General features: G+C 65.1%; 25 protein-coding genes, 1 tRNA gene and 1 pseudogene. 16 read left to right on the forward strand and 11 right to left on the reverse strand.

Annotated features, from left to right (window positions below; translation table 11 throughout):
• Positions 1-100: 100 nt before the first annotated feature.
• The 3 genes from HZZ13_RS25040 to HZZ13_RS25050 all read left to right on the forward strand — a co-directional run bounded on the left by HZZ13_RS25040 (position 101) and on the right by HZZ13_RS25050 (position 2,992).
• Positions 101-1,306, forward strand: coding sequence for an ABC transporter substrate-binding protein (locus tag HZZ13_RS25040; RefSeq protein WP_197962168.1), 1,206 nt, complete (start codon positions 101-103; stop codon positions 1,304-1,306).
• 148 nt (positions 1,307-1,454) lie between these two features.
• Entirely contained in the window at positions 1,455-2,243 is a 789-nt protein-coding gene (locus HZZ13_RS25045) for an enoyl-CoA hydratase (protein ID WP_172786579.1), read from the forward strand.
• Positions 2,244-2,245: 2 nt separating this feature from the next.
• Positions 2,246-2,992, forward strand: coding sequence for a VOC family protein (locus HZZ13_RS25050; protein WP_197962217.1), 747 nt, complete (start codon positions 2,246-2,248; stop codon positions 2,990-2,992).
• 185 nt (positions 2,993-3,177) lie between these two features.
• Here HZZ13_RS25050 and HZZ13_RS25055 read toward each other — a convergent pair whose 3' ends face one another.
• From HZZ13_RS25055 to HZZ13_RS25065, 3 genes are all read right to left on the reverse strand, one after another.
• Positions 3,178-3,990: an enoyl-CoA hydratase/isomerase family protein gene (locus tag HZZ13_RS25055; protein WP_197962169.1), complete on the reverse strand. Its 813-nt coding sequence runs from the start codon at positions 3,988-3,990 to the stop codon at positions 3,178-3,180.
• A gap of 96 nt (positions 3,991-4,086) precedes the next feature.
• Positions 4,087-5,247 (reverse strand): acyl-CoA dehydrogenase family protein, encoded by a 1,161-nt coding sequence (locus tag HZZ13_RS25060; protein ID WP_197962170.1) that lies wholly within the window; start codon positions 5,245-5,247, stop codon positions 4,087-4,089.
• Positions 5,248-5,265: 18 nt separating this feature from the next.
• Positions 5,266-6,330 (reverse strand): acyl-CoA dehydrogenase family protein, encoded by a 1,065-nt coding sequence (locus HZZ13_RS25065; protein ID WP_197962171.1) that lies wholly within the window; start codon positions 6,328-6,330, stop codon positions 5,266-5,268.
• Positions 6,331-6,573: 243 nt separating this feature from the next.
• On the opposite strand from HZZ13_RS25065, the gene HZZ13_RS25070 reads away from it, so the two are divergent.
• On the forward strand, positions 6,574-7,359 hold the full coding sequence (locus HZZ13_RS25070) for an SDR family NAD(P)-dependent oxidoreductase (protein WP_197962172.1): 786 nt from the start codon (positions 6,574-6,576) through the stop codon (positions 7,357-7,359).
• A 205-nt stretch (positions 7,360-7,564) separates the two neighbouring features.
• Here the strand turns inward: HZZ13_RS25070 and HZZ13_RS25075 are convergent, their stop codons facing one another.
• Positions 7,565-7,837, reverse strand: coding sequence for a GlsB/YeaQ/YmgE family stress response membrane protein (locus HZZ13_RS25075; RefSeq protein WP_197962173.1), 273 nt, complete (start codon positions 7,835-7,837; stop codon positions 7,565-7,567).
• Between the two features lie 42 nt (positions 7,838-7,879).
• Positions 7,880-8,449 (reverse strand): YidB family protein, encoded by a 570-nt coding sequence (locus tag HZZ13_RS25080; protein ID WP_197962174.1) that lies wholly within the window; start codon positions 8,447-8,449, stop codon positions 7,880-7,882.
• A gap of 161 nt (positions 8,450-8,610) precedes the next feature.
• Between HZZ13_RS25080 and HZZ13_RS25085 the strand changes: the two genes are divergently transcribed.
• Both HZZ13_RS25085 and HZZ13_RS37680 read left to right on the forward strand, forming a co-directional pair.
• A complete protein-coding gene (locus tag HZZ13_RS25085; protein WP_197962175.1) occupies positions 8,611-9,618 on the forward strand; it encodes a 2-dehydropantoate 2-reductase in 1,008 nt (335 codons plus the stop codon).
• A gap of 16 nt (positions 9,619-9,634) precedes the next feature.
• Positions 9,635-9,828 (forward strand): annotated as a pseudogene (locus HZZ13_RS37680) (hypothetical protein).
• A 219-nt stretch (positions 9,829-10,047) separates the two neighbouring features.
• On the opposite strand, the gene HZZ13_RS25090 reads toward HZZ13_RS37680, so the two are convergent.
• The gene (locus HZZ13_RS25090) at positions 10,048-10,671 is read right to left on the reverse strand and encodes a hypothetical protein (RefSeq protein WP_197962176.1); all 624 of its coding nucleotides are present in this window, start codon (positions 10,669-10,671) and stop codon (positions 10,048-10,050) included.
• Positions 10,672-10,964: 293 nt separating this feature from the next.
• Between HZZ13_RS25090 and HZZ13_RS25095 the strand changes: the two genes are divergently transcribed.
• The 4 genes from HZZ13_RS25095 (at position 10,965) to HZZ13_RS25110 (ending at position 14,020) form a co-directional block, all read left to right on the forward strand.
• A complete protein-coding gene (locus tag HZZ13_RS25095; protein ID WP_197962177.1) occupies positions 10,965-11,603 on the forward strand; it encodes an RraA family protein in 639 nt (212 codons plus the stop codon).
• 215 nt (positions 11,604-11,818) lie between these two features.
• The gene (locus HZZ13_RS25100; RefSeq protein ID WP_197962178.1) at positions 11,819-12,625 is read left to right on the forward strand and encodes a hypothetical protein; all 807 of its coding nucleotides are present in this window, start codon (positions 11,819-11,821) and stop codon (positions 12,623-12,625) included.
• Positions 12,626-12,644: 19 nt separating this feature from the next.
• Positions 12,645-13,016, forward strand: a complete 372-nt coding sequence (locus HZZ13_RS25105; RefSeq protein WP_197962179.1) for a dimethylsulfonioproprionate lyase family protein — start codon at positions 12,645-12,647, stop codon at positions 13,014-13,016.
• Positions 13,017-13,063: 47 nt separating this feature from the next.
• A complete protein-coding gene (locus tag HZZ13_RS25110; RefSeq protein WP_197962180.1) occupies positions 13,064-14,020 on the forward strand; it encodes a tripartite tricarboxylate transporter substrate-binding protein in 957 nt (318 codons plus the stop codon).
• 69 nt (positions 14,021-14,089) lie between these two features.
• Here the strand turns inward: HZZ13_RS25110 and HZZ13_RS25115 are convergent, their stop codons facing one another.
• Together HZZ13_RS25115 and HZZ13_RS25120 are read right to left on the reverse strand one after the other, a co-directional pair.
• Positions 14,090-14,383 (reverse strand): GYD domain-containing protein, encoded by a 294-nt coding sequence (locus HZZ13_RS25115; protein ID WP_011082959.1) that lies wholly within the window; start codon positions 14,381-14,383, stop codon positions 14,090-14,092.
• A 106-nt stretch (positions 14,384-14,489) separates the two neighbouring features.
• Positions 14,490-14,843 carry a VOC family protein gene (locus HZZ13_RS25120; RefSeq protein WP_197962181.1) on the reverse strand — a complete coding sequence of 118 codons (354 nt, stop codon included), beginning with the start codon at positions 14,841-14,843 and terminating at the stop codon, positions 14,490-14,492.
• A gap of 143 nt (positions 14,844-14,986) precedes the next feature.
• Here HZZ13_RS25120 and HZZ13_RS25125 point away from each other — a divergent pair.
• The 3 genes from HZZ13_RS25125 to HZZ13_RS25135 all read left to right on the forward strand — a co-directional run bounded on the left by HZZ13_RS25125 (position 14,987) and on the right by HZZ13_RS25135 (position 17,651).
• Positions 14,987-15,063: transfer RNA gene (locus HZZ13_RS25125), tRNA-Arg, on the forward strand.
• 204 nt (positions 15,064-15,267) lie between these two features.
• Complete coding sequence (locus HZZ13_RS25130) at positions 15,268-16,350, forward strand: DUF2252 family protein (RefSeq protein ID WP_197962182.1); 1,083 nt, start codon at positions 15,268-15,270, stop codon at positions 16,348-16,350.
• A gap of 161 nt (positions 16,351-16,511) precedes the next feature.
• A complete protein-coding gene (locus tag HZZ13_RS25135; protein ID WP_197962218.1) occupies positions 16,512-17,651 on the forward strand; it encodes an amidohydrolase/deacetylase family metallohydrolase in 1,140 nt (379 codons plus the stop codon).
• Positions 17,652-17,695: 44 nt separating this feature from the next.
• Here HZZ13_RS25135 and HZZ13_RS25140 read toward each other — a convergent pair whose 3' ends face one another.
• Positions 17,696-18,421, reverse strand: coding sequence for an alpha/beta fold hydrolase (locus HZZ13_RS25140; protein WP_197962183.1), 726 nt, complete (start codon positions 18,419-18,421; stop codon positions 17,696-17,698).
• Between the two features lie 120 nt (positions 18,422-18,541).
• Here HZZ13_RS25140 and HZZ13_RS25145 point away from each other — a divergent pair, with 120 nt between their 5' ends.
• Positions 18,542-19,522, forward strand: coding sequence for a helix-turn-helix domain-containing protein (locus HZZ13_RS25145; RefSeq protein ID WP_197962184.1), 981 nt, complete (start codon positions 18,542-18,544; stop codon positions 19,520-19,522).
• Between the two features lie 16 nt (positions 19,523-19,538).
• Here the strand turns inward: HZZ13_RS25145 and HZZ13_RS25150 are convergent, their stop codons facing one another.
• Positions 19,539-20,684, reverse strand: coding sequence for an acyl-CoA dehydrogenase family protein (locus HZZ13_RS25150; protein ID WP_197962185.1), 1,146 nt, complete (start codon positions 20,682-20,684; stop codon positions 19,539-19,541).
• 137 nt (positions 20,685-20,821) lie between these two features.
• Positions 20,822-21,766 carry an SDR family NAD(P)-dependent oxidoreductase gene (locus tag HZZ13_RS25155; RefSeq protein ID WP_246504553.1) on the reverse strand — a complete coding sequence of 315 codons (945 nt, stop codon included), beginning with the start codon at positions 21,764-21,766 and terminating at the stop codon, positions 20,822-20,824.
• A gap of 72 nt (positions 21,767-21,838) precedes the next feature.
• Here HZZ13_RS25155 and HZZ13_RS25160 point away from each other — a divergent pair, with 72 nt between their 5' ends.
• Together HZZ13_RS25160 and HZZ13_RS25165 are read left to right on the forward strand one after the other, a co-directional pair.
• Positions 21,839-22,489 (forward strand): TetR/AcrR family transcriptional regulator, encoded by a 651-nt coding sequence (locus HZZ13_RS25160; RefSeq protein WP_197962186.1) that lies wholly within the window; start codon positions 21,839-21,841, stop codon positions 22,487-22,489.
• A 25-nt stretch (positions 22,490-22,514) separates the two neighbouring features.
• Complete coding sequence (locus tag HZZ13_RS25165; RefSeq protein WP_197962187.1) at positions 22,515-23,192, forward strand: alpha/beta hydrolase family protein; 678 nt, start codon at positions 22,515-22,517, stop codon at positions 23,190-23,192.

Below are 23,192 nucleotides of genomic sequence, written 5' to 3' on the forward strand. Positions count from 1 at the left end.
CTCCCGCGCTTGCTGCACTGTTGCGCATGCGGCATGATTGCGGCAACACCAATAACCAAGCCGCCATCAGAGCACGGCGCGATAAGGGAGGTCGTTTTCGATGAAGAGTGTTTTGTCCGGCATTTTTGCCGCCGCGATTGCCCTCAACGCGAGCGCCGCACAGGCTCAGGACAAGCCGCCGCTGAAGATCGGCGGCATTCTCGACATGTCGAGCCTTTATGCGGATATCACCGGCCCCGGCAGCGAGACTGCGGCGAAGATGGCGGTGGAGGATTTCGGTGGCGAGGTGCTGGGACGCAAGATCCAGGTGCTGGCGGCCGACCATCTCAACAAGGCCGATCTCTCCGCCAACATCGCCCGCGACATGCTGGACAATCAGGGCGTCGAGATGATCTACGATGTCGCGGCCTCCGCGACCGCGCTTGCCGCCGGCGAGATCGCGAAAGCGCGCAACAAGATCGTCATGTTCAACGGGCCGGGCTCGATCCGTCTCACCAACGAGGCCTGCGGTCCCTACACCATCCACTACGTGTTCGACACCTACGGCCAGGCCAATGTGACCGGTCTTGCGGCGGTGAAGTCGGGCCTCGACAGCTGGTTCTTCCTCACCGCCGACTACGCCTTCGGCCAGGATCTGGAGAAGGACACCAGTGCCGTCGTGACCAAGACCGGCGGCAAGGTGCTTGGCAGCGTCCGCCATCCGCTCAACACGTCGGATTTCTCGTCCTTCCTGCTCCAGGCCCAGGCCTCCAAGGCGAAGGTGATCGGGCTCGCGAATGCCGGCGGCGACACCATCAACGCCATCAAGCAGGCGGCGGAGTTCGGCATCACCAAGGGCGGCCAGAAGGTCTCGCCGCTGCTCGCGTTCGTCACCGATATCGATTCGATCGGGCTCGAGACCGCGCAGGGCCTGCTGCTCGCGGAAGCGTTCTACTGGGATCTCAACGACGACACGCGTGCCTTCTCGAAGCGCTTCATGGAGCGCACCAAGCGCGTGCCGACCTCGGCGCAGGCCGGCGTCTATTCCTCCGTCACGCATTACCTGAAAGCCGTGAAGGCGGCCGGCACCACCGACGCCGCGGCGGTGATCAAGGTGATGAAGGAGACGCCGATCAACGACTTCTTCGCCAGGAACGGCAAGATCCGCGAGGACGGTCGCATGATCCACGACATGTACCTGTTCGAGGTGAAGAAGCCGTCGGAGTCCAAGGGCCGGTGGGACGATTACAAGCTGCTCGCCACCGTCCCCGGCAACGAGGCGTTCCAGTCGCTGGAGCAGTCGCGCTGCCCGCTGGTGAGGAAGTGACGGCGTGACGTAAGTCACGACATCATCCCGGGGGCGCGAAGCGAACCCGGGATCCATCGCGCGGCAGTGACGGTTGAGGAATGGATTCCGGGTTCGCGCCAAGGGGCGCGCCCCGGAATGACGAAAGAAAAACAAGGGAGACGTCCCCATGAACGACATGGTCCTGCAAAAGCTCGAAGGCGGGCTGCTCACCATCACCATGAATCGCCCGGAGCGGAAGAACGCGCTCAACCCCGAGATGGTCGCCGGGCTGGTCGAGGCGGCACGGCGCGCGGCTGATGATCCCGAGGTGCGGGCGGTGCTGTTCAAGGGCGCCGGCGGCTCGTTCTGCGTCGGCGGCGACGTCAAGTCGATGGCGCAGGGGCGCGCGCCGCTGCCGTTCGAGCAGAAGCTCGCAAATCTCCGCCGCGGCATGGAGGTCTCGCGCATCCTGCATCAGATGCCGAAGCCCGTCGTGGCCCAGCTCGACGGCGCGGCGGCCGGCGCCGGCCTGTCGATGGCGCTGTCCTGCGACCTGCGGATCGCCTCCGAATCCTGCAAGATCACGACAGCCTTCGCCAAGGTCGGCTTCTCCGGTGATTACGGCGGCACCTATTTCCTCACCCAGCTGCTCGGCAGCGCGCGGGCGCGCGAGCTCTATCTGATGTCGCCGGTGCTCACGGCGAGGGAAGCGCACGCGATCGGCATGGTGACGAAGGTCGTGCCCGACGCCGAGATCGACGCGGCCGCGCACGAGCTCGCGCTGTCGCTGGCGCAGGGTCCCTCGATCGCGCTCGGCTTCATCAAGCGCAACATCAACAATGCCGAGCATCTGGCGCTGGAGGATTGCTTCGACGGCGAGGCGATCCATCACACCCGTTGCGGCGACACTGAGGACCACAAGGAGGCTGCCAAGGCCTTTGTCGAGAAGCGCAAGCCGACCTTTAGGGGCGCATGACCATGCCGCCCTATATCCGGCTGCGTCAGATCTGTCTGGTCGCGCCGCAGCTCGAGCCCGTCATCACGGATATCAGTCGGATCATGGGCCTTGCGGTCTGCTATCGCGACGGCAATGTCGCCAAATACGGCTTGGAGAATGCGCTGCTCCCGGTCGACACGATTCTGCTGGAGGTGGTCGCGCCGTTCAAGGACGGCACCACGGCCGGCCGCTTCATCGAGAAGACCGGCGGCCGCGGCGGCTACATGGCGATCTTCTGCTGCGACGATCCGGACGCGCGCGGCCGCAACGCCAATGCGCTCGGCGTGCGCACCGCCAACGTCATCGACCACGCGCCCTATCACGGCGTGCAGCTCCACCCCCGTGACTGCCGCGCCGCCTTCATCGAGTTCAATCACACCGACGGCAGCGACGATAGTCTCGGCCCCTATCCTCCGGCCGGACCGGACTGGCAAAAGTTCATCCGCAAGGATGTGACGCAGGCGCTGACGGCGGTGGAGATGCAGAGCCCGGATCCGCAAGGGCTCGCCGAGCACTGGGGCAGGATCATCGGCGTCGCGCCGACCGGCGCCGAACTGAAGCTGCCCAACGCAACCTTTCGCTTCGTCAAGGGCGCCAGCGAGATCATGAGCGCGCTGGAATTTCGTGTGACTGACGTGGCGCAGGTGCTGCATACCGCCAAGGCCAAGGGCCTCGCGGTTGCGGGCAATGAGTTCTTGCTCGGCGGAGTGACGTTCCGCGTGAGTTGACTGCGCTGCACCCTCTCCCCTTGTGGGAGAGGGTGGATCGCCGCGTAGCGGCGAGACGGGTGAGGGGTCTCTCTCCGCGAGTAAATCTCCTGCGTTTGAATGCGCTGAAGCAATCCCTCATCCGGCGCTGCGCGCCACCTTCTCCCACAAGGGGAGAAGGAAGAAGAGGACGTTCGTCGTCGCGATCACCGCCCCTTGAAATTCGCCACGCGGCGCTCTTCCGTGGCTTTGACGCCTTCCTTGAAATCCTCCGTCGCGCGCAGCCGCGTCTGCTCGGCGAGTTCGTGGTTGGTCGCGGCCATCACGCGGTCGGCGAGGTCCTTGCGCATCGTCGCGCGGGTGGAGAGCAGGCCGAGCGGGGAGCATTCGGCGATCTCGCCGGCGAGCTTCATCGCGGCCGCCTTGACTTGGTCCTGCGGCACAAGCTCGTTGGCGAGGCCCCATTTGTAGGCTTCTTCGCCGGTGACGCGGCGGCTGGTGTAGAACATCAGCTCGGCGTTGTTCTTGCCGATCAGCTCGGGCAGCGTCACGGTCAGGCCGAAGCCGGGATGGAAGCCGAGCTTTGTGAAATTGGCGGAGAAGCGCGCTTCGGGGCAGGTGACGCGGAAATCGGCCGACACGGCAAGCCCGAGTCCGCCACCGATGGCCGCGCCCTGCACGGCGGCGACGATCGGCTTCTTGGCGCGGAAGATGCGCACGGCCTGGATATAGAGATGATTGATCGGCCCGAGACTGTCGGCCGGATCGCCTTTTTTCTCGGCCTCGCGCGCTTCCTGCGCCTGCCGCGCCGGATCGCCGAAATTGGCGCCGGCACAGAACGCCTTGCCCTGCGCCGAGAGCACGGAGGCACGGATCTCGATATCGCGGTCGAACTCCTCGAGCGCGTCCGCGATCTGGTTGATCAGCGAAATGTCGAAGAAGTTGAGCGGCGGGCGGCGGATCTCAATGGTGCCGACATGCCCGACCTTCTCGACGCCGATATCTTGATAGGTGCTCATAGATAGTCTCCAAACATCTCGATGCATCCGTAGCGAAGAACCACCTCTCCCATAGGGAGAGGTGGACGAAGCGCGAGGCGAGGGTTTCGATCCCATTTAGCGCAAGCCAAGCCCGCGGGCGATGATGCCGCGCAGCACCTCGGTGGTGCCGCCCTGGATGGTGAGTTTCGGTGCGGTCTTGATCGCGAAGTCGAGCTGCCGCTCCAAGGTCTCGCGGTTGGTCGCGGTCTCCTCGACGAAGGCGGCGAGATCGCGCACGCGGTGCGGCAGCTGCTGCTCCCAGATCGTGCCGATGTCCTTGACGATGGAGGCCTCGACCACCGGCTCCTTGCCGGCCTCGAGCATGCCGGCCACCGAGACCGACATGCGTCGCATGGTGTGGAGCTGCGCAACCAGTCGGCCGATTCCTTCCGCGCTGCGCGTGTCCGGATCGGGACCGACCGCACGAACGAGCTCGGTCAGCACGTAATAGGTTTCGAGGAAGCGCTCGGGACCCGAGCGCTCATAGGCGAGCTCGCTCGTCGCCTGCTTCCACGCGCCGTCCACTTCGCCGAGCACGTGATCATCGGGGATGAAGTGATCGGTGAAGACGACCTCGTTGAACTCATACTGGCCGGTGATCTGGCCGATCGGGTTCACCTTGATGCCTGGCTGCTTCATCTTGACCAGGAACTGGGTCAGGCCGTGGCGGCGGTTCTCCTTGGTCGGCGGCGAGGTTCGGAAAATCGCGATCATGTAGTCGGCGATATGCGCCGACGAGGTCCAGATCTTGGTGCCGTTGATGAGATAGCCGCCGTCGGTCTTGGTCGCGCGCGTCTTTGCCGCGAACAGGTCGGAGCCCGAGTTCGGCTCACTCATGCCGATAGCAAAGCAGATCTCGCCGCGACAGATCCGCGGCAGGATCTCCATCTTGATGTGCTCGGGTGCGTATTTCAAAAGCACCGGCCCGCTCTGCCGGTCGGCGACGAAGAAGCGCCGCGTCGGCGCGTTCGCGACGCGCATCTCCTCGGTCACCACGTAGCGTTCGAGGAAGGAGCGTTCCTGGCCGCCATATTTCTTCGGCCAGGTCATGCCGAGCCAGCCCTTGGCGCCGACCCGGTGGGAAAATTCCGGCGCGTCGGTGTCCTCGCGGTTGGGCTTGTGCGGATCGAAGGTGCCGGCGGCGATCTCCTCGGCGAGGAAGGCGCGAACTTCCTTGCGCAATTGCTCGCACTTCTCCGGCAGGCGGATCGGATCGAAACGGAGGGCAGCGGTCATTGTTGTCTCGTCCCCTGGTCAGCGCGATGCCACGAGCGGCCACAATTCGTCGGCGCCGCGGTTTGCGACGAGCTTGCCGAGCTCGACGGCCCAGTAGCTTTCCGAACCGAAATCGTCGCGCCAGGCCAGCGCGCGCAGCGAATAGCGGTGCAGGATGTGCTCCATGGTGAAGCCGATCGCACCATGGACCTGATGCGCGATACCGCCGCCTTTCTCGGCAGCTTCCGCGCAGCGGATCTTTGCGGAGGCGGCTTCGAGATAGATCTCGTCGTTGAACGATGTTGCATTGGCGATGGCATCGGCGGCGGACGTCGCGGCCGCAAGAGCCGCGGCGGATTCGCCGGCGAGGCGGGCGAGATTGTGCTGCACCGCCTGGAATTTCGAGATCTTCTTCTCGAAGGCGACGCGCTCGTTGGAATAGCGCACGGAGATGTCGAGCATCGATTCCAGCGCGCCGGCGATCTGCAGGCTGCGCGCGACGCCGCCCATCAGCATCAGATGGGTCTGCTCGAAGCCCTTCGGTGCGGACTTGATGGTGATGGGCTGGACCTTGTCGAGGGTGACGGTGTCGCTGTGGTCGTAGCCGACATTGAGCCCGGCCTCGACCCGCGCCTTGGCGGCGTCGATCAGTGCAATGGAAACGCCGTCCTTGCCGTGCGCCAGCACCGCAAAATGCTTCGCCGTCTTGGCAAAGGGCACGCCGCGCGCGCGGCCGGAGAGCGCACCGTCGGCATCGAGGCTGATGCGGTCCTTCGGGGACGCCGGCACGACCGTCATCTCACCCTCGGGCGAAGCCATCTTGGCCTGCGCCAGCAGCCAGCCGGCCAGCATGGTCTCGGCCAGCGGCACCGCGACCGCGAAACGGCCGGCGGCGTTCAGCAGCGCAAAGCCGTCGGCGAGGCTCGCGCCCGAGCCGCCGAGATCATCCGGTACCCAGGACAGCGGCAGGCCGGCTTCGCTCAGCGCCTGCCACAGCGGCGCCTGCCAGGAATTCGTCTTGTCATTGTTAATGGTTTGCGGGTCGGCGAGATCGGCGAAGATCTTCTCCGCGGTCTCGACGACGATATTGTCACTCTCCGCCACAGCGTTCCCCGTATCTTGCCATTGGCGCGTCCGGTCTGATCGGCCAGCGCGCAGTCTCTTCTTGCGCCCGATGATCGGAAAAAGCCATGGCCCTGACAAGCGTTGATCGCAGGTCCATCTGCGGCGCCGGCATGGGGCCAGGCTCCAGGAAATGCTAATTCCGCTTAACGGAGTTTGCTCGATTTGCAGGGCGCAGCAAACTCGCTAAACAGGACGCTACAACTACAGGGGAAGGAAATCCGGATGGCCAAAGACGGCTTGTGCGCAATCGTGACGGGGTCCGCATCCGGGCTGGGTGCAGCGACTGCGGAAATTCTCGCCCGCAGCGGGGCGCGGCTCGTCATCAACTATTCGTCGAGCCAGAAGGAAGCCGAGGCGACGGCCGAGACCTGCCGCAAGGCCGGCGCCGCGGAGGTGCTGGTCGCACAGGGCGACGTCTCCAAGGATGAGGATTGCCGCAAGATCGTCGCGGCGGCGAGCGGCTGGGGCCGGCTCGACATCCTCGTCAACAATGCCGGCACCACCAAGCATGTGGCTCACGCCGATCTCGACGGTCTGTCGGCCGAAGACTTCCAGCGGGTCTATGGCGTCAACACCATCGGCCCGTTCCAGATGGTGCGCGCGGCGCGCAGCCTGCTCGAAGCCGCCGCCAAGGCTTCGGGGCGGCCGTCTGCGGTCGTGAACGTCTCCTCGGTCGCCGGCATCAGCGGCGTCGGCTCGTCGATTGCGTACGCCGCGAGCAAGGGTGCGCTCAACACCATGACGCTGTCGCTGTCGCGCGCGCTGGCGCCGCTGATCCGCGTCAACACCGTGTGCCCCGGCTATATCGACACGCCCTGGTTCACCAAGGGCCGTGGCGAGGCGCAGGCCAAGCAGGTGCGCGACAGCGTCGTGGCGAAGGTGCCGCTGAAGGTCGCATCATCCGCGGAGGACATCGCCCAGCTCGTCTGCTTCCTGGCGATGCCGGCCTCCAGCAACATGACCGGCGAGGTCGTGCGCATGGATGCGGGGATGCATTTGATTACGTGAGCTCGCGCGGCGCTCTCGGTCGTCGTCCCCGCGAAGGCGGGGACCCATAACCCCAGGGAGGAGTTGCCGCGCGACTCTGGTTACTCCGAGTCTTCGCCAAACTCCTCCCTGTGGCTATGGGTCCCGGATCGGCGCGCGCTTAGGGCGCGCTTGTCCGGAACGACCACCGAGCTGGTTGATAGGTCGCACTACAACGTGACGGTGACTACCCCTTGATCACGCCGCTCGCCACCAGGCGGTGCCAGATGAACAGCACCACCACCGCGCCGATCGTCGCGGTGATGAAGCCGGCACCCTGGTCGGGGCTGTAATGCCCGATGGCCTGGCCGACGAAGGTCGCCAGGAACGCGCCGGCGATGCCGAGGATGGTGGTGAGAATGAAGCCGCTCGGATTGTTCGGCCCCGGCGCCAGCCAGCGCGCGATGAGGCCGGCGACGAAGCCGACGAGGATGATCCACAACAGGCCGCCCATGCTCATGATTTTGCTCCCCTTCCCGAAAGCGTGTCGATCAAGGTCCGACTAGATTCTGCCCGAGAGCTCGTTCTCGGTCGGTAGCCGTCCATCCGGCGTCAGATGGTCGACCACCTGAGGCAGATACTGGCTGAGGCCATTGAGCAGTTCCTCGCGCGACAGGCCGCTCTGGGCGGACAGGCTCTCGATCTGGTCGGCACCGAGTGCGCTGGCGAGATCGCCCGGTGTGATCGGCTTGTTCTCGCCCTTGCCGACCCAGGAACTGGCGGTGTCGCCGTGGCCGCTCTGCTGCAACTGGTTGAGGAGATCGCCGAGCCCGCCGCTCAGAATGCTGCCGGCCGCACCGCCGGCGAGCAGGCCGCCGAGGCCGCCCTTGAGCATGTCGCTCAAGCTGCCGCCGCCTGCACCCGCGTTCACCGGCGGCGGTGCGGGCGATGGTGACGGTTGCGGCGCCGAGCCGGACTGGCTGGTCGAGAAATGCTTGAACGCCTTCCAGGCGAGCAGGCCGAGCAGCGCCATGGTCATCGGCGACATGCCGCCCGAGGATTTCTCTGGGCTCGGCGTAGAGGGGCCGCGCGGGCCGTGCTGCATGCCGTTGAGGACGTCGAGTAGACCCATGGTGCTCTCCTTGGCGTTCTCGTTAAGCGAGCGCGCGCCGCTGACTGCCCCCGGCGCGAAAACATATGGGGCAGTCATGACGGTTACAAGTCGGATGCACCGCGATTGGTTGCTGGCCTCGCCTCTGCTATCGAAGGCCGGTCATTCAGGGAGCAAGCTCAGTGGTTGCGGATCGACCGATCGTGGTGGCTGGCGCCGGTGCCATCGGCTGTTTCGCCGGCGGCATGCTGGCCGCGGCGGGGCGGCGCGTCGCCCTGCTGGTGCGGCCGCGGGTGAAGACCGAGATCGAGCGGTTCGGCCTGCTTCTGACTGATTTCGATGGCTCCGAGACGAAGCTCGACGCCGGCCAGCTCGCGCTGTCGGAAGACCCTTCTATCCTTCACAGTGCCGGCATCGTGCTGGTCACGGTGAAGAGCGCCGACACCGCCGCTGTCGCCGACCAGATCGCGCAGCATGCGCCTGAGGACGCCGTCATCGTCTCGCTCCAGAACGGTGTCGGCAATGTCGCGGTGCTGCGCGAGCGGCTCGGCCGCCGGTCCGTGCTCGCCGGCATGGTGCCGTTCAACGTGATCGCGATGGGCGATGGCCGTTTCCACCGCTCGACCTCCGGCGACATCCATATCGGAGAGGATCCGGACAACACGGCCGCGGCGCTCTCGGTCTCCGGCCTCACGGTTCGCGCGAGCCGTGACATCACAGGCGTGCAATGGGGCAAGCTGATCATCAACCTCAACAATGCGCTCAGCGCGCTGTCCGACATGCCGCTCGCCGCGCAACTGGCGAATCGCGACTGGCGACGATTGTTCGCCGACCAGATGGCGGAAGGGCTGGCCGCACTGAAGGCCGCCGGCATTGTGCCGGTGTCGTCGACGCCGATTCCGATGAGCTGGTCTCCGACCCTGCTGCGATTGCCCGATACGATCTTCAGCGCGATCCTCGGGCGGACCATGAAGATCGATCCCGAGGCGCGCTCCTCGATGTGGCAGGATTTGAAGCAGGGCCGCAAGACCGAGATCGACTATCTGCAAGGCGCGGTCATCGCGCTCGCCGAGCAGAATCGTGTCGCCGTGCCGCTGATGCGCCGCATTGTTGGGCTGATCAAGGAAGCCGAGGCGGCCGGCAACGGTCCGCCGCGGCTGACGCCACAGCAGATTCGCGGGCTTGATTGAGGACGAGGAGGGCATGATGAAGCATTGTCTGACGATCGGCCTTGCGCTGGCCGCGCATCGACGCTCGCCTATGCGCGGCCGCCGACGGTCGTGAACTCTCCCGGCTATGACAGGCGATTGCAGGAGAGCAGGTCGCAGTTGGGCGGTTCGCCGACGACAACAGCGCCGGTGGTCAAGCCGAAGCGTGGCAAGAAGAAGCACACGAACTGAAGCCACACACTCGGCTGTCGTCCCGGACAAGCGCGCTCAAAAGCGCGCGCCGATCCGGGATCCATAACCACAGGATGTAGTTGGGCGCGAGGCTAGTAACTCCGAGTCTTCGCCAAATTCGATTCGGTGGCTATGGGTCCCGGATATACGCGCGCTCGAGGCGCGCTTGTCCGGGACGACAGCGAAGTTGCCGCGGCAGCAGAATGAAGCCGAGGAAACTCACCCCTTCTTCGCGGGCTTGCTCGGCGTTGGGCTGAACAGCTTCTTCAGGTCGTTCAAGCTTTCCGACAGACGCGGCCATTCGCAGGAGAACGAGCCCTTGGCGCAAGGCGCGGCCTTCGGCCTCGCGCCTGCGGCCTGCTGCACCTTCGGCCGCTCGACCGGCACCGGTACGCGCGCGACTTCGGTCCGCAGCGCGATCTGCTGCAGCTGCTGCACCTGTTGCTCCTGCTGCTCGCGCTGCTGCCGCGCGGTAGCTTGGGCCGCTTCGTTGCTGCGGCGCTGCTTTGCGAGATAGGCCGTATAGGCTTCGTCGATCTTCTTCTGCTCCTCCGGCGTCGGATTGGGACCGGCGATGTCGAAGGTGCGATCCTGGAGGAAATCGTAATAGGAATATCCGCCACCCGGCTTGCGGCGGCCGGCAAACTTCGCGTTGCAATCGGCAAGGGCGGCCGTTTTCTCCGCCTTGGTCGCGGCCTTCTCGGCGGCGTCGGCGCATTCCTCGAAATCGACCGGTGCGCGTTTCCACCATTGCGCCTCGGCGTGTCCCTGCGTCAGCAGGAAAAATCCTGCTGCGGCAACGAGAAGCAGCGCCGCGCGATGCGATGTAGCTACAGCCGACATTCTAAGAGAGCATTCCTTGCAAGACGCAACCCGACCTGAGTCGAGCCGGATTTTTGCCCCTTTCTTGCCGGCTTGTCACCCATGGAACCCGGGAAATTCAGGGCTGCGATGCTGACATTTTGTGCTTGACGTGGCGCGGGAGTCACAGCGCCCGGCAGACGGGCTGTTACACTCGTGCCGCGAGCGCCTCAGTCCCTGCGGCGACGCCAAGAAGACGAAGTGAAAACGCTTTCCGGATCTGGCCTCCGCAGGCGCGGCCACATGCTGATTGAGACAAACACGGAAGGACTGACATGACGATCACGATCGCAGCGAGCAGCGTGCCGAAGCCGCCGGCAAGCGTCATCGAAGGCTTCAGGGACGCGCCGACCTCGGTGATCTCGGACAATCTCGCCCGGCTGCCCGGCGCGGTCGGGCTGAGGCCCTATCACCGTGGCGGCAAGCTGGTGGGGACGGCCTTCACCGTGCGCACCCGGCCCGGCGACAATCTCGCCATCCACCGCGCGCTCGACCTCGTCGGGCCCGGCGACGTCATCGTGGTCGACGGCGGCGGCGACGAGACGCGCGCGATGATCGGCGAGATCATGAAGAACATCGCGCAATGGCGCAAAGCGGAAGGCTACGTCATCGACGGCGCGATCCGCGATGTCGCGGCGTTCGCGGCCGACGACTTCCCCTGCTACGCCCGCGCGGTGATCCATCGCGGTCCGTACAAGAACGGCCCCGGCGAGATCAACGTGCCGGTGACGATCGGTGGCTGCGTGATTGCGCCCGGCGATATCGTCGTCGGCGACGAGGACGGCGTGGTGTCGTTTCCCGCTGCTGGTGCGGCCGCCCTGCTGGAAGCCGTGCGCGTCCAGGTCGCGCGCGAGGAGGAGACGCTGAAGGCGATCCGCGAGGGCCGTTACCAGGGTGCCTATGGCAAGGCCTGATCTGGCGGCCGGAAGTCAAGGCAGTGGCTGAGCTGATCGCGAGTCGAATCGGCCATTGCTATTTTCGGATATAATTTTGCGATCTTTGTTTCGACCAAAGTTCTCTCATGCCTTTGCTGCTGAGGTTGCTTTAGATGTTGAGGAATTACGCGATCGTCCTGCCTAGTTTCCTGCTTCTGTGGGTCTCTGGAAACAACGACGTCAGATCGTGGGAGATGCGCGAGGTCACCAGCGATCCTCCCAAGTCGGCGACAGTGACCGTCGCTTTGGCCGGTGCAGAACGGCGGATGACGGAAGAGACTTACGCAAAGGCAAACGGGCTGTCGCAAGGCGAGGTGGGAAAGCGCTTCGCGGCAAGTGGAGTCTTGCGATGCCCCGGCGGAGCCAGTAGCGCTCAAGTCACCGGAGCGCGCGATGTGATCACTACGGTGGCTCACGCGTTTCGGGATGCTTGCAAACCGCATACGTCGCCCGATAAGTGCATATTCGAGTACTATTTGGGAGCAGAGAAGCGGATCATTCCCTTGTCGGCGGCCCTATGGATGGGGACCTGCGATGATGCTGCACCGAGACAGGGCAGCGTCGATTGGGCCGTGGCAAAACTCAGGTTTCCCGCAGACGTGACGCCGTACGAAATCTACGAGCAGTCTGAAACTCTGGTGGAGCTGGAGCGTGTTCTGGCGGTTGTCGGTTATGATATCGAGGCCACGGGAAAGACGGACAAGGACGGGCCGTTCAACAAGACGATCCAGGAGTGCCAAATCCGTGACGTAAGGGATTGGCAGACATTTGAAACCAACTGCGAGTTCGAGTTCGGGGCGTCAGGGAGCGCCCTCTTTCGTCAGTGGGGCCGTCGAATGACCATGCTTGGCGTCGTTTTCGGGGACTATCACGATAAGGATTATTGTCCACGAGGCGGCTGCGAGTTCAGGAGCCGGAAATGGTCGAGCCTGTTTGTGACCTTGAGAGGCGAGTTCAAAGACCGCCTCTTGGCCGCCGTGCGTCAGTCTGCAGCAAGATAACGTAGAAGGAAAAAGCGACGTGAGCCAGAAGGACGAATTCCACAACATCGACAATCCCGATGACGGCCTCTTCCGCGAGCTCACCGCCGGCGTGACCACGCGCATCTTCTCCGGCGAGCAGGCGATGCTGTCGGTGGTGACGCTGGCCCCGCATGCGCGAGGCACGCTGCATCATCACCCCGAGGAGCAATGGGGCGTGCTGCTCGACGGCTCCGCCATCCGCGTCCAGGGCGACGAGGAAATCCCGGTCAAGAAGGGCGATTTCTGGCGCACGCCAGGGAATGTGCCGCACACCATGCGCGCCGGTCCCGACGGCGCCCGCGTGCTGGACATCTTCAGTCCGCCTCGGCCAGAGTACAAGAAAGCGGGGTCCGGTTTCGGGACGACGTAGGAGGCGCCAAGAGCAAGAAGCCGGGCGCAACAACAAGGGAGGGGACCATGACGATCACACGACGGGCGCTGCTGGCCGCGCCGGCCATTCTCGCATTGACGCCGGCGATGGCGCAGGCCGGCAAAATCACGCTGGTGGTGCCGTTCCCGCCGGGCGGATCGACCGACGCCATGGCGCGGCTGCTGCAGACGAATCTGCAGACCAAGCTTGGTCGCATCGTGGTGGTCGAGAACAAATCGGGCGCGGCCGGTGCGCTCGGCGCGGCGCAGGTCGCCAAGAGTCCGGCCGACGGCTCGACCTTCCTGGTGACGTTCGATTCCCATGCGGTGATCCCGTCGATCCTCGACAAGCCGCCGGTCGATGTCGAACGCGAGCTGATGCCGGTGCTGCTGATCGGCACCGCGCCTTACGTGATCGCGGCCGGCGCCGGCCGCCCCTACAAGAGCTTTGCCGATGTGATCGCCGCCTGCAAGGCGACGCCGGGTGCGGTCAAGTACGCCTCGGTCGGGATCGGCACGCTCGGCCATCTCGCCATGACCGTGCTCGCCAGCAAGGCCGGCGTCGAGATCATGCACGTGCCCTATCGCGGCGGCGGGCCGGCCATGAACGACGTGCTCGGCGGCCATGTCGATCTCATCGCGGGATCGGCGGCGCTGGTCGCCGCCCAGCTCGGCACCAACATGCTGCGCCCGATCCTGCAGCTCGGCCGCGAGCGGCTGCCGGCCCTGCCGGACACGCCCACCGCGATCGAGGCCGGCTTCCCCGACTTCGAGACGCTGGCCTGGTGGGGCATCTTCGCCCCCGCAGGCACACCTGCCGACGTTGTCTCCGCTATGGCGACGGCATCCAAGGAGATCCTGAGCGAGCCCGCGACCGCCGCCCAGCTCAAGGACACCCAGCACATGACGCTGCTGCTCCAGGACGGCGCCACCTTCAAGACCTTCTTCGACAAGCAAGTCGCCTATTGGGGCAAGGTCGTGAAGGACAACAACATCAGGGCGTAAGAACCCTCTGCCCGGGATTGCCATCCCGGGTCCGGTGGCAGGTCCGGTGCGCTCGCGTGGGCCTGAGCGTCAGAGCATCTTGCCAACGATCTTTGTCATATCCGCTGCCGAAAACGCGCGCAGCGTTTCGGTGCGGACATTGCCGAGTGCGCTGAGACTAAGGCTGAGCGACATCGCGGCAGCCTCATCTGGAGCCTCGAGAACGGTCACAACGTCATATCGTCCCTGCGTCCAGACGATCTCTTTCACGGTCACGCCGAACGTCTTGGCCATCTCCTTGAAGGCGTCGGCCCGCTTCGGCGAGTCCTTGACGTTGCGGACTCCCTGATCCGTGAAGTTCCCCAGCACAACATAGGTTACCATGGTCGTCCTCCCTGGTTAGAACTTGAGGAAACCGCGCCGAGCTTGCCACGGTGGCTGAGACAACGCTACTTGCGCGTTGGAACGTCAGCAGATGCGACTTATTCGGTCAGGATAACGCCCGTGCGAAACTGAGCTCATGGCCGTCGGGGTCGGTGAGATGGAAGTAGCGCTCACCCCATTCGGCATCGCGCGGTGTGGTCGACGGCTGCCACCCGGCTGCGCGCGCCTGCGCGTAGGTCTCGTCGACGTTGGCCACGTAGAAGATGACCCGGCCCCACCAGGACCAGCGCTTGTCGTCCGGCTGCGCCGTCAGGTTGAGATAGCCGCTGCCGGCGCGAAAGCTCGTGAATGCTGCGGCTTCGCCGCCATAGAGAAGCTCGAATCCGAGCGAGCGGTAGAAGTGCACGGCGCGCGCCATGTCATGCGTGCCGAGCGTGATGGCGCTGATGCTTTCGATCATGTGGGCTGCTCCGCAGAGAGGGGCCTCGGACGCGATTGTATAGCCGCCCCGTTCAAGTTGACGATGGTCTGGCCCGCCTGACGGCTGGCGAACCGCATTTTGCTCTGCTATGACGGGATCGAACCCGTACCCACGGGTTCCGCGGTCCCGTAGCTCAGCCGGATAGAGCGGCGGTTTCCTAAACCGTAGGTCGGAAGTTCGAGTCTTCCCGGGATCGCCATTTTCCTTGGTCCGGCTTCGCCTCGTCTATCGCTCTGCCGTGGGCTGCGCGGTGATGTCGGCCGTATGCCGACAATTGCGCCGCTGCCTGTTTGATTGTAGCATTCGCGTCAGAGCATCAGTTGATTGCCGATACAGCCGAAGATTGATAGATGGCGAGCTTGGGATCAGCGCCGGCGCGCCCAATATTCGTGGTTTGCAGCGGATGACTTTTCAGCGCGACAATGCGGCCTTCGAGCGCTGGCTGCGCAAGCAGTGCGACGTTGTCGAGGCGGACCTCGCCCACAAGCACGAGCGGATGCAGGAGGATGCGTTCACGTTCCTGCGCGCAACGTTCTTTCGCTGGGCGCGGCGCATCGAGAAGCTCTGTCCCAAGCTGAAGGATGCGCCCGCCGTGCTGTCGGTCGGCGACACCCACATCGAAAACTACGGGACCTGGCGAGATGCCGAAGGCCGTCTGGTCTGGGGCATCAACGATTTCGACGAAGCCGCAATCATTCCCTATCCGTTCGATCTCGTCCGCCTTGCAACCAGCGCGCGGCTCGCACCGAAGGCGCGGGCCGGCAACGGTATGGCCGCGGCCACCATTCTCGAGGGCTATCGGGAAGGGCTCGCGAACCCGCGCCCGTTGCTGCTGGACGAGGAGGAGAGCTGGATGCGGCCTTTCGTGGCCTGCTCCGACGAGGAACGGCGCGACTTCTGGCGCGAGCTGAAGGACTATCCGGATGCCGAGCCGCCCTCGCAAGTTGCTTCCGCGCTCACGAAGAACCTGCCCGACCATGCCGAGATGGAACGCTTCGCTTCGCGCAGGAAGGGTGGCGGCAGCCTTGGCCGGCCGCGCTACATTGCTGTCGCCAGCTGGGGTGGCGGCAAGATCGTGAGGGAAGCCAAGGCGCTGGTGCCCTCCGCCTGGGATTGGGCGCACGGCAGGAACGGCAAGCCGCGCTTTCTGGACATTGCGCAAGGCGAGTTTCGGGCGCCCGATCCGCATCTCAAGGTGAACGGCGGCTACATCATTCGCCGCATTGCTCCCGATCAGCGCAAGCTCGAGCTCAGCAATCGCAGCCATCCGCGGCTGAGACTCGATCTGCTCTGGGCCAAGGGATTCGATCTCGGCGCGATCCATGCGGGAACGCGCGACGCCAGGTCCAGGATCGAGCACGATCTCGATGGGCGCAAGGACGACTGGCTTCACAGCGCCGCAAAGGTCGCCGCCGCGGACGTCCGGAAGGACTTCGAGGAATGGCAGCAGGTCGAGCTGCCGTGGACACCTGATGCCCCGGATTGACGTGCCAAGCGGCGGCAGGCTTGCAAGCGCTGGAAGCGTAACCGGCATGCGCGCCGGTTTGCTCAGCGGGCGCGAAAATTGCTAACAGGGACAATTGCAGGGACCTGCCCGGGTCTCCTGCCTGTAACCCTGCCACACCCAGCCACATCCCGGAGACCATGATGCCTTTCGACCTGATCCTGCGCGGGGGGCGGGTGATCGACCCGTCCCAGAAGCTCGATGCCGTGACCGATGTCGCCTTTGCCGGCGGCAAGGTCGCCGCGATCGGCAGCGCCCTCAAGGCGGATCCAGGCACGAAGGTGCGCGACGTCTCGCAGTTCATCGTGACGCCCGGGCTGATCGATCTGCACACCCATGTCTATTGGGGCGGCACCTCGCTCGGCATCGATGCCGAGGAGTTCTGCCGCCTCTCCGGCGTCACCACCGCCGTCGATACCGGCAGCGCCGGACCCGGCAATTTCGCCGGATTCCGCAAGCATGTGATCGAGCCGAGCCAGGTCCGCATCCTCGCCTATTTGCACGTCTCGCACGCCGGCATCTTCGGCTTCTCGCACCGGATCATGGTCGGCGAGAGCGAGGAGCTGCGATTGATGAATCCGGTCGAGGCGGCCGAGGTGGCCGATGCCAACCGCGATCTCGTTGTCGGCATCAAGGTGCGCGTCGGCCTGCATTCCTCGGGTACCTCGGGCGCGGTGCCGCTCGACATCGCGCTCGAGGTCGCGAACGAGGTCGGCATGCCGCTGATGGCGCATATCGACCATCCGCCGCCGAGCTATGAGGACGTGCTGGCGCGGCTGCGTCCCGGCGACGTGCTGACCCACGCGTTCCGCCCCTTCCCGAACACGCCGGCGACGGCGCAAGGCACGGTGAAGAAGGAAGTGCTGGAGGCGCGCGAGCGCGGCGTGCTGTTCGACATCGGCCACGGCAAGGGTTCGTTCGCGTTCAAGACCGCGCGCGCCATGCTCGCCAACGGCTTCTATCCCGACACCATCTCCTCCGACATCCATCAGCTCTGCATCGACGGCCCGGCCTATGACCAGGTCACGACCATGTCGAAGTTCCTGTGCATGGGCATGGAGCTGCCGGATGTGATCGCGGCCTCGACCGTGAATGCGGCGATGGCGCTGCGACGTCCCGAGCTCGGCAGCCTCAAGCCCGGCAGCGTCGGCGACGCCACGCTGATTTCGGTGAGGCAAGGCCAGTTCGACTACGAGGACGTCGTCGGCGAGCACCTGACGGGGAATCGCAAGATCGTGTCCGAAGGTGTCGTCATCGGCGGCCGCTGGTGGCACCCGAATTGACGCGCGCCCACGAGACGTGAGCGCGCCATTGCGGGACGCGCCGGTCAGTCGCGTCCTGCCTCCATGATCGCCTTGGCGAGCCGCGTCGGATCGGAGAAGCACAGCTCGTGGCTTCCCGGCACCTGCACCAGGCGAAACAGGCCGAGCTTCTCCGACAGGCGCGGATGCCAGCCATGGCTGTGCGGCAGTGCGGTATCCTCGGTGCAGTTGATGTAGGATTTGGCCAACGGCATCTCGGCCGGATTGCTCTTGAGTGCGATCCTGTCGCTGAAGGTCGCCAGCGGATGCGGGTTGAGCACGTCATAAGCGCGCTGCGCCGTCTCCAGGTCGGCATCGTTGATGAAGGCCTCGCGCCAGATCGGGAACGGCAGCACCACCGAGCCGTCGCCGCGCTCGGCCGCGATGGCGTCGAACAGCCCGACATAGTGCGGCGGCACCATGTCGTTGAGGCATTCGCCGTTATTGGGCACGAAAGCATTCCAATAGACCAGGCGGCGGATGCGCTCTGGCACGAGGTCGGCGACGCCCGTGATGACCATGCCGCCATAGGAATGGCCGAGCAGGACGACGTCCTTCAGATTGTTCTCGGCAAGGTAGTCGGCGATCGACTGGATCGCTTCCTTCAGGCCGGTCGTCTTGGCATCGCCCGGACGATTGCCCTTGATGGTGGGGGTATGGACCTGATGGCCGGCTGCGCGGATCGGCGCGGCGACCGGCTCGAGCTCGGCACCTGTGTGCCAGGCGCCATGGACGAGAACGTAGGTCGACATGTTGTGGCTCCTCCCGAGGGTGTGGTTAGATCGGCTCAGCGTCGCCGCACGGCAAGTGTGGACCGGCGACCGAGTTGCCGCTTGGCTGGAAGTGAACCGTATTGGTCTCGGAGTGAACCGATGCAGCAGATCGAGCGCCCCATCCAGTCACGTCACTCGGCCTGGAATACGGTGGGCGTGCGGCCTTGCGAGCAATTCGCCTATTATCGCGAGGCGATCTGCCAGGCTTTCATGAATCTGACGCCGGAGCCGGCGGCGGCCGCCGGCTTTCCCGCCAGCATCGAGCACGTCCGTCTCGGCGATGCCGCGATCAACCGCGTCAGCTTCCCTGAGCACGTGGTGCGCCGTTCCGCGGCCGATATTGCGGCATCCGATCGAAGCTGCTTCTACCTCAACCTGAAGCTCGCCGGCCGCTGCCGCATCCAGCAGGACGGTCGCGAGATCAGCCTGTCGCCCGGACAGGTCGGCATCTTCGACAGCGACCGCCAGTTCGCGCTCCTGCACGATCGTGGTCCGCAGTTGCGCGTCGCCTCGTTCTGGGTGCCGGCAGAGGCCTTGCGTGAACGGCTGCCGGCTTCGTTCGACGTCGTTGCGGCACGCCTCTCAGACGATCCCGTCGTCGGCCACCTCATCGTCGAGACCGCGCGCACGCTCAGCGACGGCGCGCTGCAGATGAGCGAAGACGAAGGTGTTCGGCTGTTCCGGGCGTTGATTGAATTGGCTGCGGTGAGCCTGTCGCGAGGCAGCCGCCTGCATGCCGCTGAAGCCGAGAGTCTCGCCGATGCAACGACGCTGGCGGTGAAGCGTGCCATTCACCGGCGGCTCCGCCAGCCGGGTCTTACGGTCGCGGACATCGCGGCCGCCGTCGGCATCAGCGAGCGCTACGTGCACAAGGTGCTGGCGCGGTCGGGCTCCAGCTTCACCGACTACGTCATCGACCATCGTCTCGACGGCGCGGCCAGGGATCTCAGGAATCCCGCGATGGCGGAGCGCGCGATCGGCGCCATCGCGTTCGATTGGGGCTTCTCAGACCTCTCCCACTTCACCCGCCGCTTCAAGCAGCGCTTCGGCTGCCGGCCGCGCGACTGGCGCACGCGGTGATCTACAGCGACCTGATCTACAAGGATCTCGCGATCAAGAGCTTCATGATCTCGTTGGTGCCGCCATAGATCTTCTGGATGCGGGAATCGATGAAGATGCGCGAGATCGGGTATTCCTGCATGTAGCCGTAGCCGCCGAACAGCTGCAGGCATTCATCGGCGGTCTCGACCTGCTTCTCCGAGCACCAATATTTCGCCATCGAGGCCGTGACGGTGTCGAGGTCCTTTGCGATCAGGCGCTCGATGCACCAGTCGACGAAGACGCGCGCGATCATCGCCTCGGTCTTGCGCTCGGCCAGCGTGAAGGCGGTGTTCTGGAAATCCATCAGCGGCTTGCCGAACGCCTTCCGCTCCTTGGTGTAGTCGGTGGTGAGCTTGACCGCGCGCTCCATCGAGGCGACGGCGCCGACCGCGAGCGCAAGCCGCTCCTGCGGCAATTGCTGCATCAGCTGGACGAAGCCCTGGCCCTCCTCGTTGCCGAGCAGGTTTTCCGGCGGCACCGTCACGTTGTCGAAGAACAGCTCCGAGGTGTCGGAGGCGTGCAGGCCGATCTTGTCCAGGTTGCGCCCGCGCTTGTAACCGTCCGCGCCAGCGGTCTCGACCACGATCAGCGAAATGCCTTTCGCGCCGGCTTCGCCGGTGCGCGCGACCACGATGACGAGATCGGCGGCCTGGCCGTTGGTGATGAAGGTCTTCTGGCCGTTGATGACGTAGGAATTGCCCTGCTTCTTCGCGGTGGTCTTCACGGCCTGCAGGTCCGAACCCGTGCCGGGCTCGGTCATGGCGATGGCGCCGACCATCTCGCCGGACGCCATCTTCGGCAGCCAGCGCTTCTTCTGCTCCTCCGAGCCGTAATTGAGGATGTAGTGGGCGACGATGGCGCTGTGCACGGAGACGCCGGTGGTCAGCTCCGGCACCGTGCTCTCGAGATCATCGAGCACGGCGGCGTCGTAGGCGAAAGTGGCGCCCAGGCCGCCATATTCCTCCGGCACGCTCGCGAGCAGCGCGCCCATCTCGCCGAGCCCGCGCCAGGCGAAGCGGTCGACCATTTTCTGCGCGCGCCATTTTTCGGCGTGCGGCGCCAGGTCCTTGGCGAGATATTTGCGGAACTGGTCGCGGAAGACGTCGAGCTCTTCGGTCATCCAGGAGGAGCGGTAGGGCATGGAAACCTCGATCGGTGGTGTCGCGCCTTGCGACAGCCGGCGTCAGGCCTGCCACAACGGCCGGCACGGGCGCAAGCCGTGCCCTTTCGTACGCCCACCGGGATCGCCATGAATTGTGTTTTCAGGCTGCGTCCGATCTAGCCCCCATGAGCGGTCTTGCCGCCGTCGATCACGAACTGGCCGCCGGTCGTGTAGGGATGATCGTCGGAGGCGAGCACCAGCGCGAAGGCGGCGATCTCCTCGGGCGTCGCCACGCGCTGCAATCCCGGGACGTTGGACTTGGCCCATTGCGCGATGCCGACATGCCAGGCGGCGTCGGGAAGCCCCTCCATACCGGCGAGCCGGCGGATCATCGGGGTATCCGTGGTGCCGGGGACCAACGTGTTGATGCGGATGCCATGCTTTGCGTAGTCGAGCGCCGCGGCTTGCACCAGGCCGACCAGCCCGCGCTTGGCCGCCGAATAGGCCGAACGCCTGGCCGACGTGGCGATGGCGTTCGACGACGAGGTCACGACGATCGATCCGCCTTTCTCGAGCATGTGCGGGATCTGATACTTCATCGACAGGAACACGCCGCGCAGATCCGTGCCGATCACGTCGTCGAACTCGGCGGCGCTGTACTCGTGCAGGGGCCGCTCGATCGAGATGCCGGCATTGTTGAAGGCGACGTCGAGCCGGCCGTAGCGTTGGATGGTCGTGTCGACCAGAGCCTTGACCTCCGCCTCATTGCGGACGTCGGCACGAACGAAGATCGCCTGGCCCCCGGCCTCGCGCACCTCGGTCTCCACCTGCTTGCCTCGCTCGGCGTTGCGCCCGCAGAATGCGACGAGGCCGCCCTCGGCCGCGAACATCAGCGTCGCGGCCCGCCCGATCCCGGAGGTGCCGCCCGTCACGATGACGACCTTGTCGACAAATCGGCGTTTTCCGCTCGGCTTCTGCTGGGGCAGCGTCGCGCCCTGGCCGAGGGCCACGCCACCGGCGAAGCCGCCGGCGGCGCCGGCAAGCACGCCCAAAGCCGCTCCCCCGACCAGATGACGACGCTTTACCGGGCTCGCCACGGTGCTATCCTGCATTTCGGCCATTTCGAACTCCAGCTCGCTCTATCTAAACAGTGTTAAGATAGATACGGCGCAATCTAAACAGTGTCAAGTTACATGAAGAAGCAGGCCTCCCCCGCCAAACGCAGCACCACGCGCCCGAAGCCGGCGCCCGGCTATCACCATGGCGAATTGCAGGAGGCGTTGATCGCTGCGAGCGAAGCCATTCTCGCCGAGCAGGGGGCCGAAGGCTTCACGCTGCGCGAGGCCGCCCGCCGCGCCGGTGTTTCGCCGGCCGCCCCGTCACATCATTTCGGCAACGCACCGGGCCTTTTGACCGAGGTCGCGATCCGCGGCTACGATGCGCTTGCCGACGCCTTGCGGGAGGCGGCCTCCGGCAAGCAGGGCCCGCGCGACAAGCTTCACGCCCAGGGCCTTGCTTATGTCGAGTTTGCGCTGAGCCATCCCGGCCGTTTTCAGATGATGTTCGCGAACAAGCGCCTGGTCGCCGACGATGCGCGCCTGAGGCAGGCGAGCAGGGCCGCGGGCCATGCCTTCGAGATCGTCGTCGCCGAACTGGTCGGCAGCACGCCGAAGCAGGCGAAGACCGCAGCTGCGGCAGCCTGGTCGACCGTTCACGGCTTTGCCAAGCTTGCGCTCGAAGATAAATTCGGCTCCGTGAAAACGGACGGCGGCCGCCGCGAGATCATGATGACGCTAGATCAGGTCCTCAACTATCTCTGGCCCGTGAGCGGCGCGCGCCGGTAGGGACAAGTCGAGGATCGACGACGCCATGACGTACGAGACGACAGATCTTGAGCTCGACATCGAGCGCATCGGTACGGTCTCCGCGATCCTGACGCAGCCGCCCAAGCCACGCGCCTGCTACGTGCTGGCACACGGTGCGGGCGCCGATATGCGGCATGCGTTCATGGAGAAAGTTGCTGAAGGTCTCGCGCATCGCGGCATCGCGACATTCCGCTTCAATTTCCCCTACATGGAAAAGAGGCTGGGACGGCCCGATTCGCCGACGGTCGCGCACGCAGCCGTTCGCGCGGCGGTCGCGGAGGCGGCGCGGCTCTGCCCCGGTCTCAAGCTCGTCGCCGGCGGAAAATCATTCGGCGGGCGCATGACCTCGCAGGCGCAGTCGAAGTCGCCGCTCCCTGATGTCAAAGGGCTCGCCTTCCTCGGCTTTCCCCTCCATGCCGCCAAGAAGCCGTCGAGCGAGCGTGCCGAGCACCTCGCTGCAATCGCCATCCCCATGCTGTTCCTGCAGGGCACGCGCGACGAGCTTGCCGATCTAGGCTACCTCAAGCCTGTCGTCGAGAAGCTCGGGCCTAAGGCGACGCTGCACGAGGTCGCAGGCGGCGACCATTCCTTTGCGGCGCTCAAGAAGTCCGGCCGGACCAATGACGAGGCGCTCACGGAGGTGCTGGACACGCTCGCGACCTGGACCGACGCGCTCGCCTGA

This window comes from Bradyrhizobium agreste (assembly GCF_016031625.1).
In the GTDB taxonomy this organism is placed as follows: domain Bacteria; phylum Pseudomonadota; class Alphaproteobacteria; order Rhizobiales; family Xanthobacteraceae; genus Bradyrhizobium; species Bradyrhizobium agreste.

What these genes read in the sequence shown, in the direction of transcription:
- HZZ13_RS25040 (WP_197962168.1), top strand. Translation starts at nt 101, where the DNA reads ATGAAGAGTGTTTTGTCCGGCATTTTTGCCGCCGCGATTGCCCTCAAC.
- HZZ13_RS25045 (WP_172786579.1), top strand. Translation starts at nt 1,455, where the DNA reads ATGAACGACATGGTCCTGCAAAAGCTCGAAGGCGGGCTGCTCACCATC.
- HZZ13_RS25050 (WP_197962217.1), top strand. Translation starts at nt 2,246, where the DNA reads ATGCCGCCCTATATCCGGCTGCGTCAGATCTGTCTGGTCGCGCCGCAG.
- HZZ13_RS25055 (WP_197962169.1), bottom strand. Translation starts at nt 3,990, where the DNA reads ATGAGCACCTATCAAGATATCGGCGTCGAGAAGGTCGGGCATGTCGGC.
- HZZ13_RS25060 (WP_197962170.1), bottom strand. Translation starts at nt 5,247, where the DNA reads ATGACCGCTGCCCTCCGTTTCGATCCGATCCGCCTGCCGGAGAAGTGC.
- HZZ13_RS25070 (WP_197962172.1), top strand. Translation starts at nt 6,574, where the DNA reads ATGGCCAAAGACGGCTTGTGCGCAATCGTGACGGGGTCCGCATCCGGG.
- HZZ13_RS25075 (WP_197962173.1), bottom strand. Translation starts at nt 7,837, where the DNA reads ATGAGCATGGGCGGCCTGTTGTGGATCATCCTCGTCGGCTTCGTCGCC.
- HZZ13_RS25080 (WP_197962174.1), bottom strand. Translation starts at nt 8,449, where the DNA reads ATGGGTCTACTCGACGTCCTCAACGGCATGCAGCACGGCCCGCGCGGC.
- HZZ13_RS25090 (WP_197962176.1), bottom strand. Translation starts at nt 10,671, where the DNA reads ATGTCGGCTGTAGCTACATCGCATCGCGCGGCGCTGCTTCTCGTTGCC.
- HZZ13_RS25095 (WP_197962177.1), top strand. Translation starts at nt 10,965, where the DNA reads ATGACGATCACGATCGCAGCGAGCAGCGTGCCGAAGCCGCCGGCAAGC.
- HZZ13_RS25100 (WP_197962178.1), top strand. Translation starts at nt 11,819, where the DNA reads ATGCGCGAGGTCACCAGCGATCCTCCCAAGTCGGCGACAGTGACCGTC.
- HZZ13_RS25110 (WP_197962180.1), top strand. Translation starts at nt 13,064, where the DNA reads ATGACGATCACACGACGGGCGCTGCTGGCCGCGCCGGCCATTCTCGCA.
- HZZ13_RS25115 (WP_011082959.1), bottom strand. Translation starts at nt 14,383, where the DNA reads ATGGTAACCTATGTTGTGCTGGGGAACTTCACGGATCAGGGAGTCCGC.
- HZZ13_RS25120 (WP_197962181.1), bottom strand. Translation starts at nt 14,843, where the DNA reads ATGATCGAAAGCATCAGCGCCATCACGCTCGGCACGCATGACATGGCG.
- HZZ13_RS25130 (WP_197962182.1), top strand. Translation starts at nt 15,268, where the DNA reads ATGACTTTTCAGCGCGACAATGCGGCCTTCGAGCGCTGGCTGCGCAAG.
- HZZ13_RS25135 (WP_197962218.1), top strand. Translation starts at nt 16,512, where the DNA reads ATGCCTTTCGACCTGATCCTGCGCGGGGGGCGGGTGATCGACCCGTCC.
- HZZ13_RS25140 (WP_197962183.1), bottom strand. Translation starts at nt 18,421, where the DNA reads ATGTCGACCTACGTTCTCGTCCATGGCGCCTGGCACACAGGTGCCGAG.
- HZZ13_RS25145 (WP_197962184.1), top strand. Translation starts at nt 18,542, where the DNA reads ATGCAGCAGATCGAGCGCCCCATCCAGTCACGTCACTCGGCCTGGAAT.
- HZZ13_RS25150 (WP_197962185.1), bottom strand. Translation starts at nt 20,684, where the DNA reads ATGCCCTACCGCTCCTCCTGGATGACCGAAGAGCTCGACGTCTTCCGC.
- HZZ13_RS25155 (WP_246504553.1), bottom strand. Translation starts at nt 21,766, where the DNA reads ATGGCCGAAATGCAGGATAGCACCGTGGCGAGCCCGGTAAAGCGTCGT.
- HZZ13_RS25160 (WP_197962186.1), top strand. Translation starts at nt 21,839, where the DNA reads ATGAAGAAGCAGGCCTCCCCCGCCAAACGCAGCACCACGCGCCCGAAG.
- HZZ13_RS25165 (WP_197962187.1), top strand. Translation starts at nt 22,515, where the DNA reads ATGACGTACGAGACGACAGATCTTGAGCTCGACATCGAGCGCATCGGT.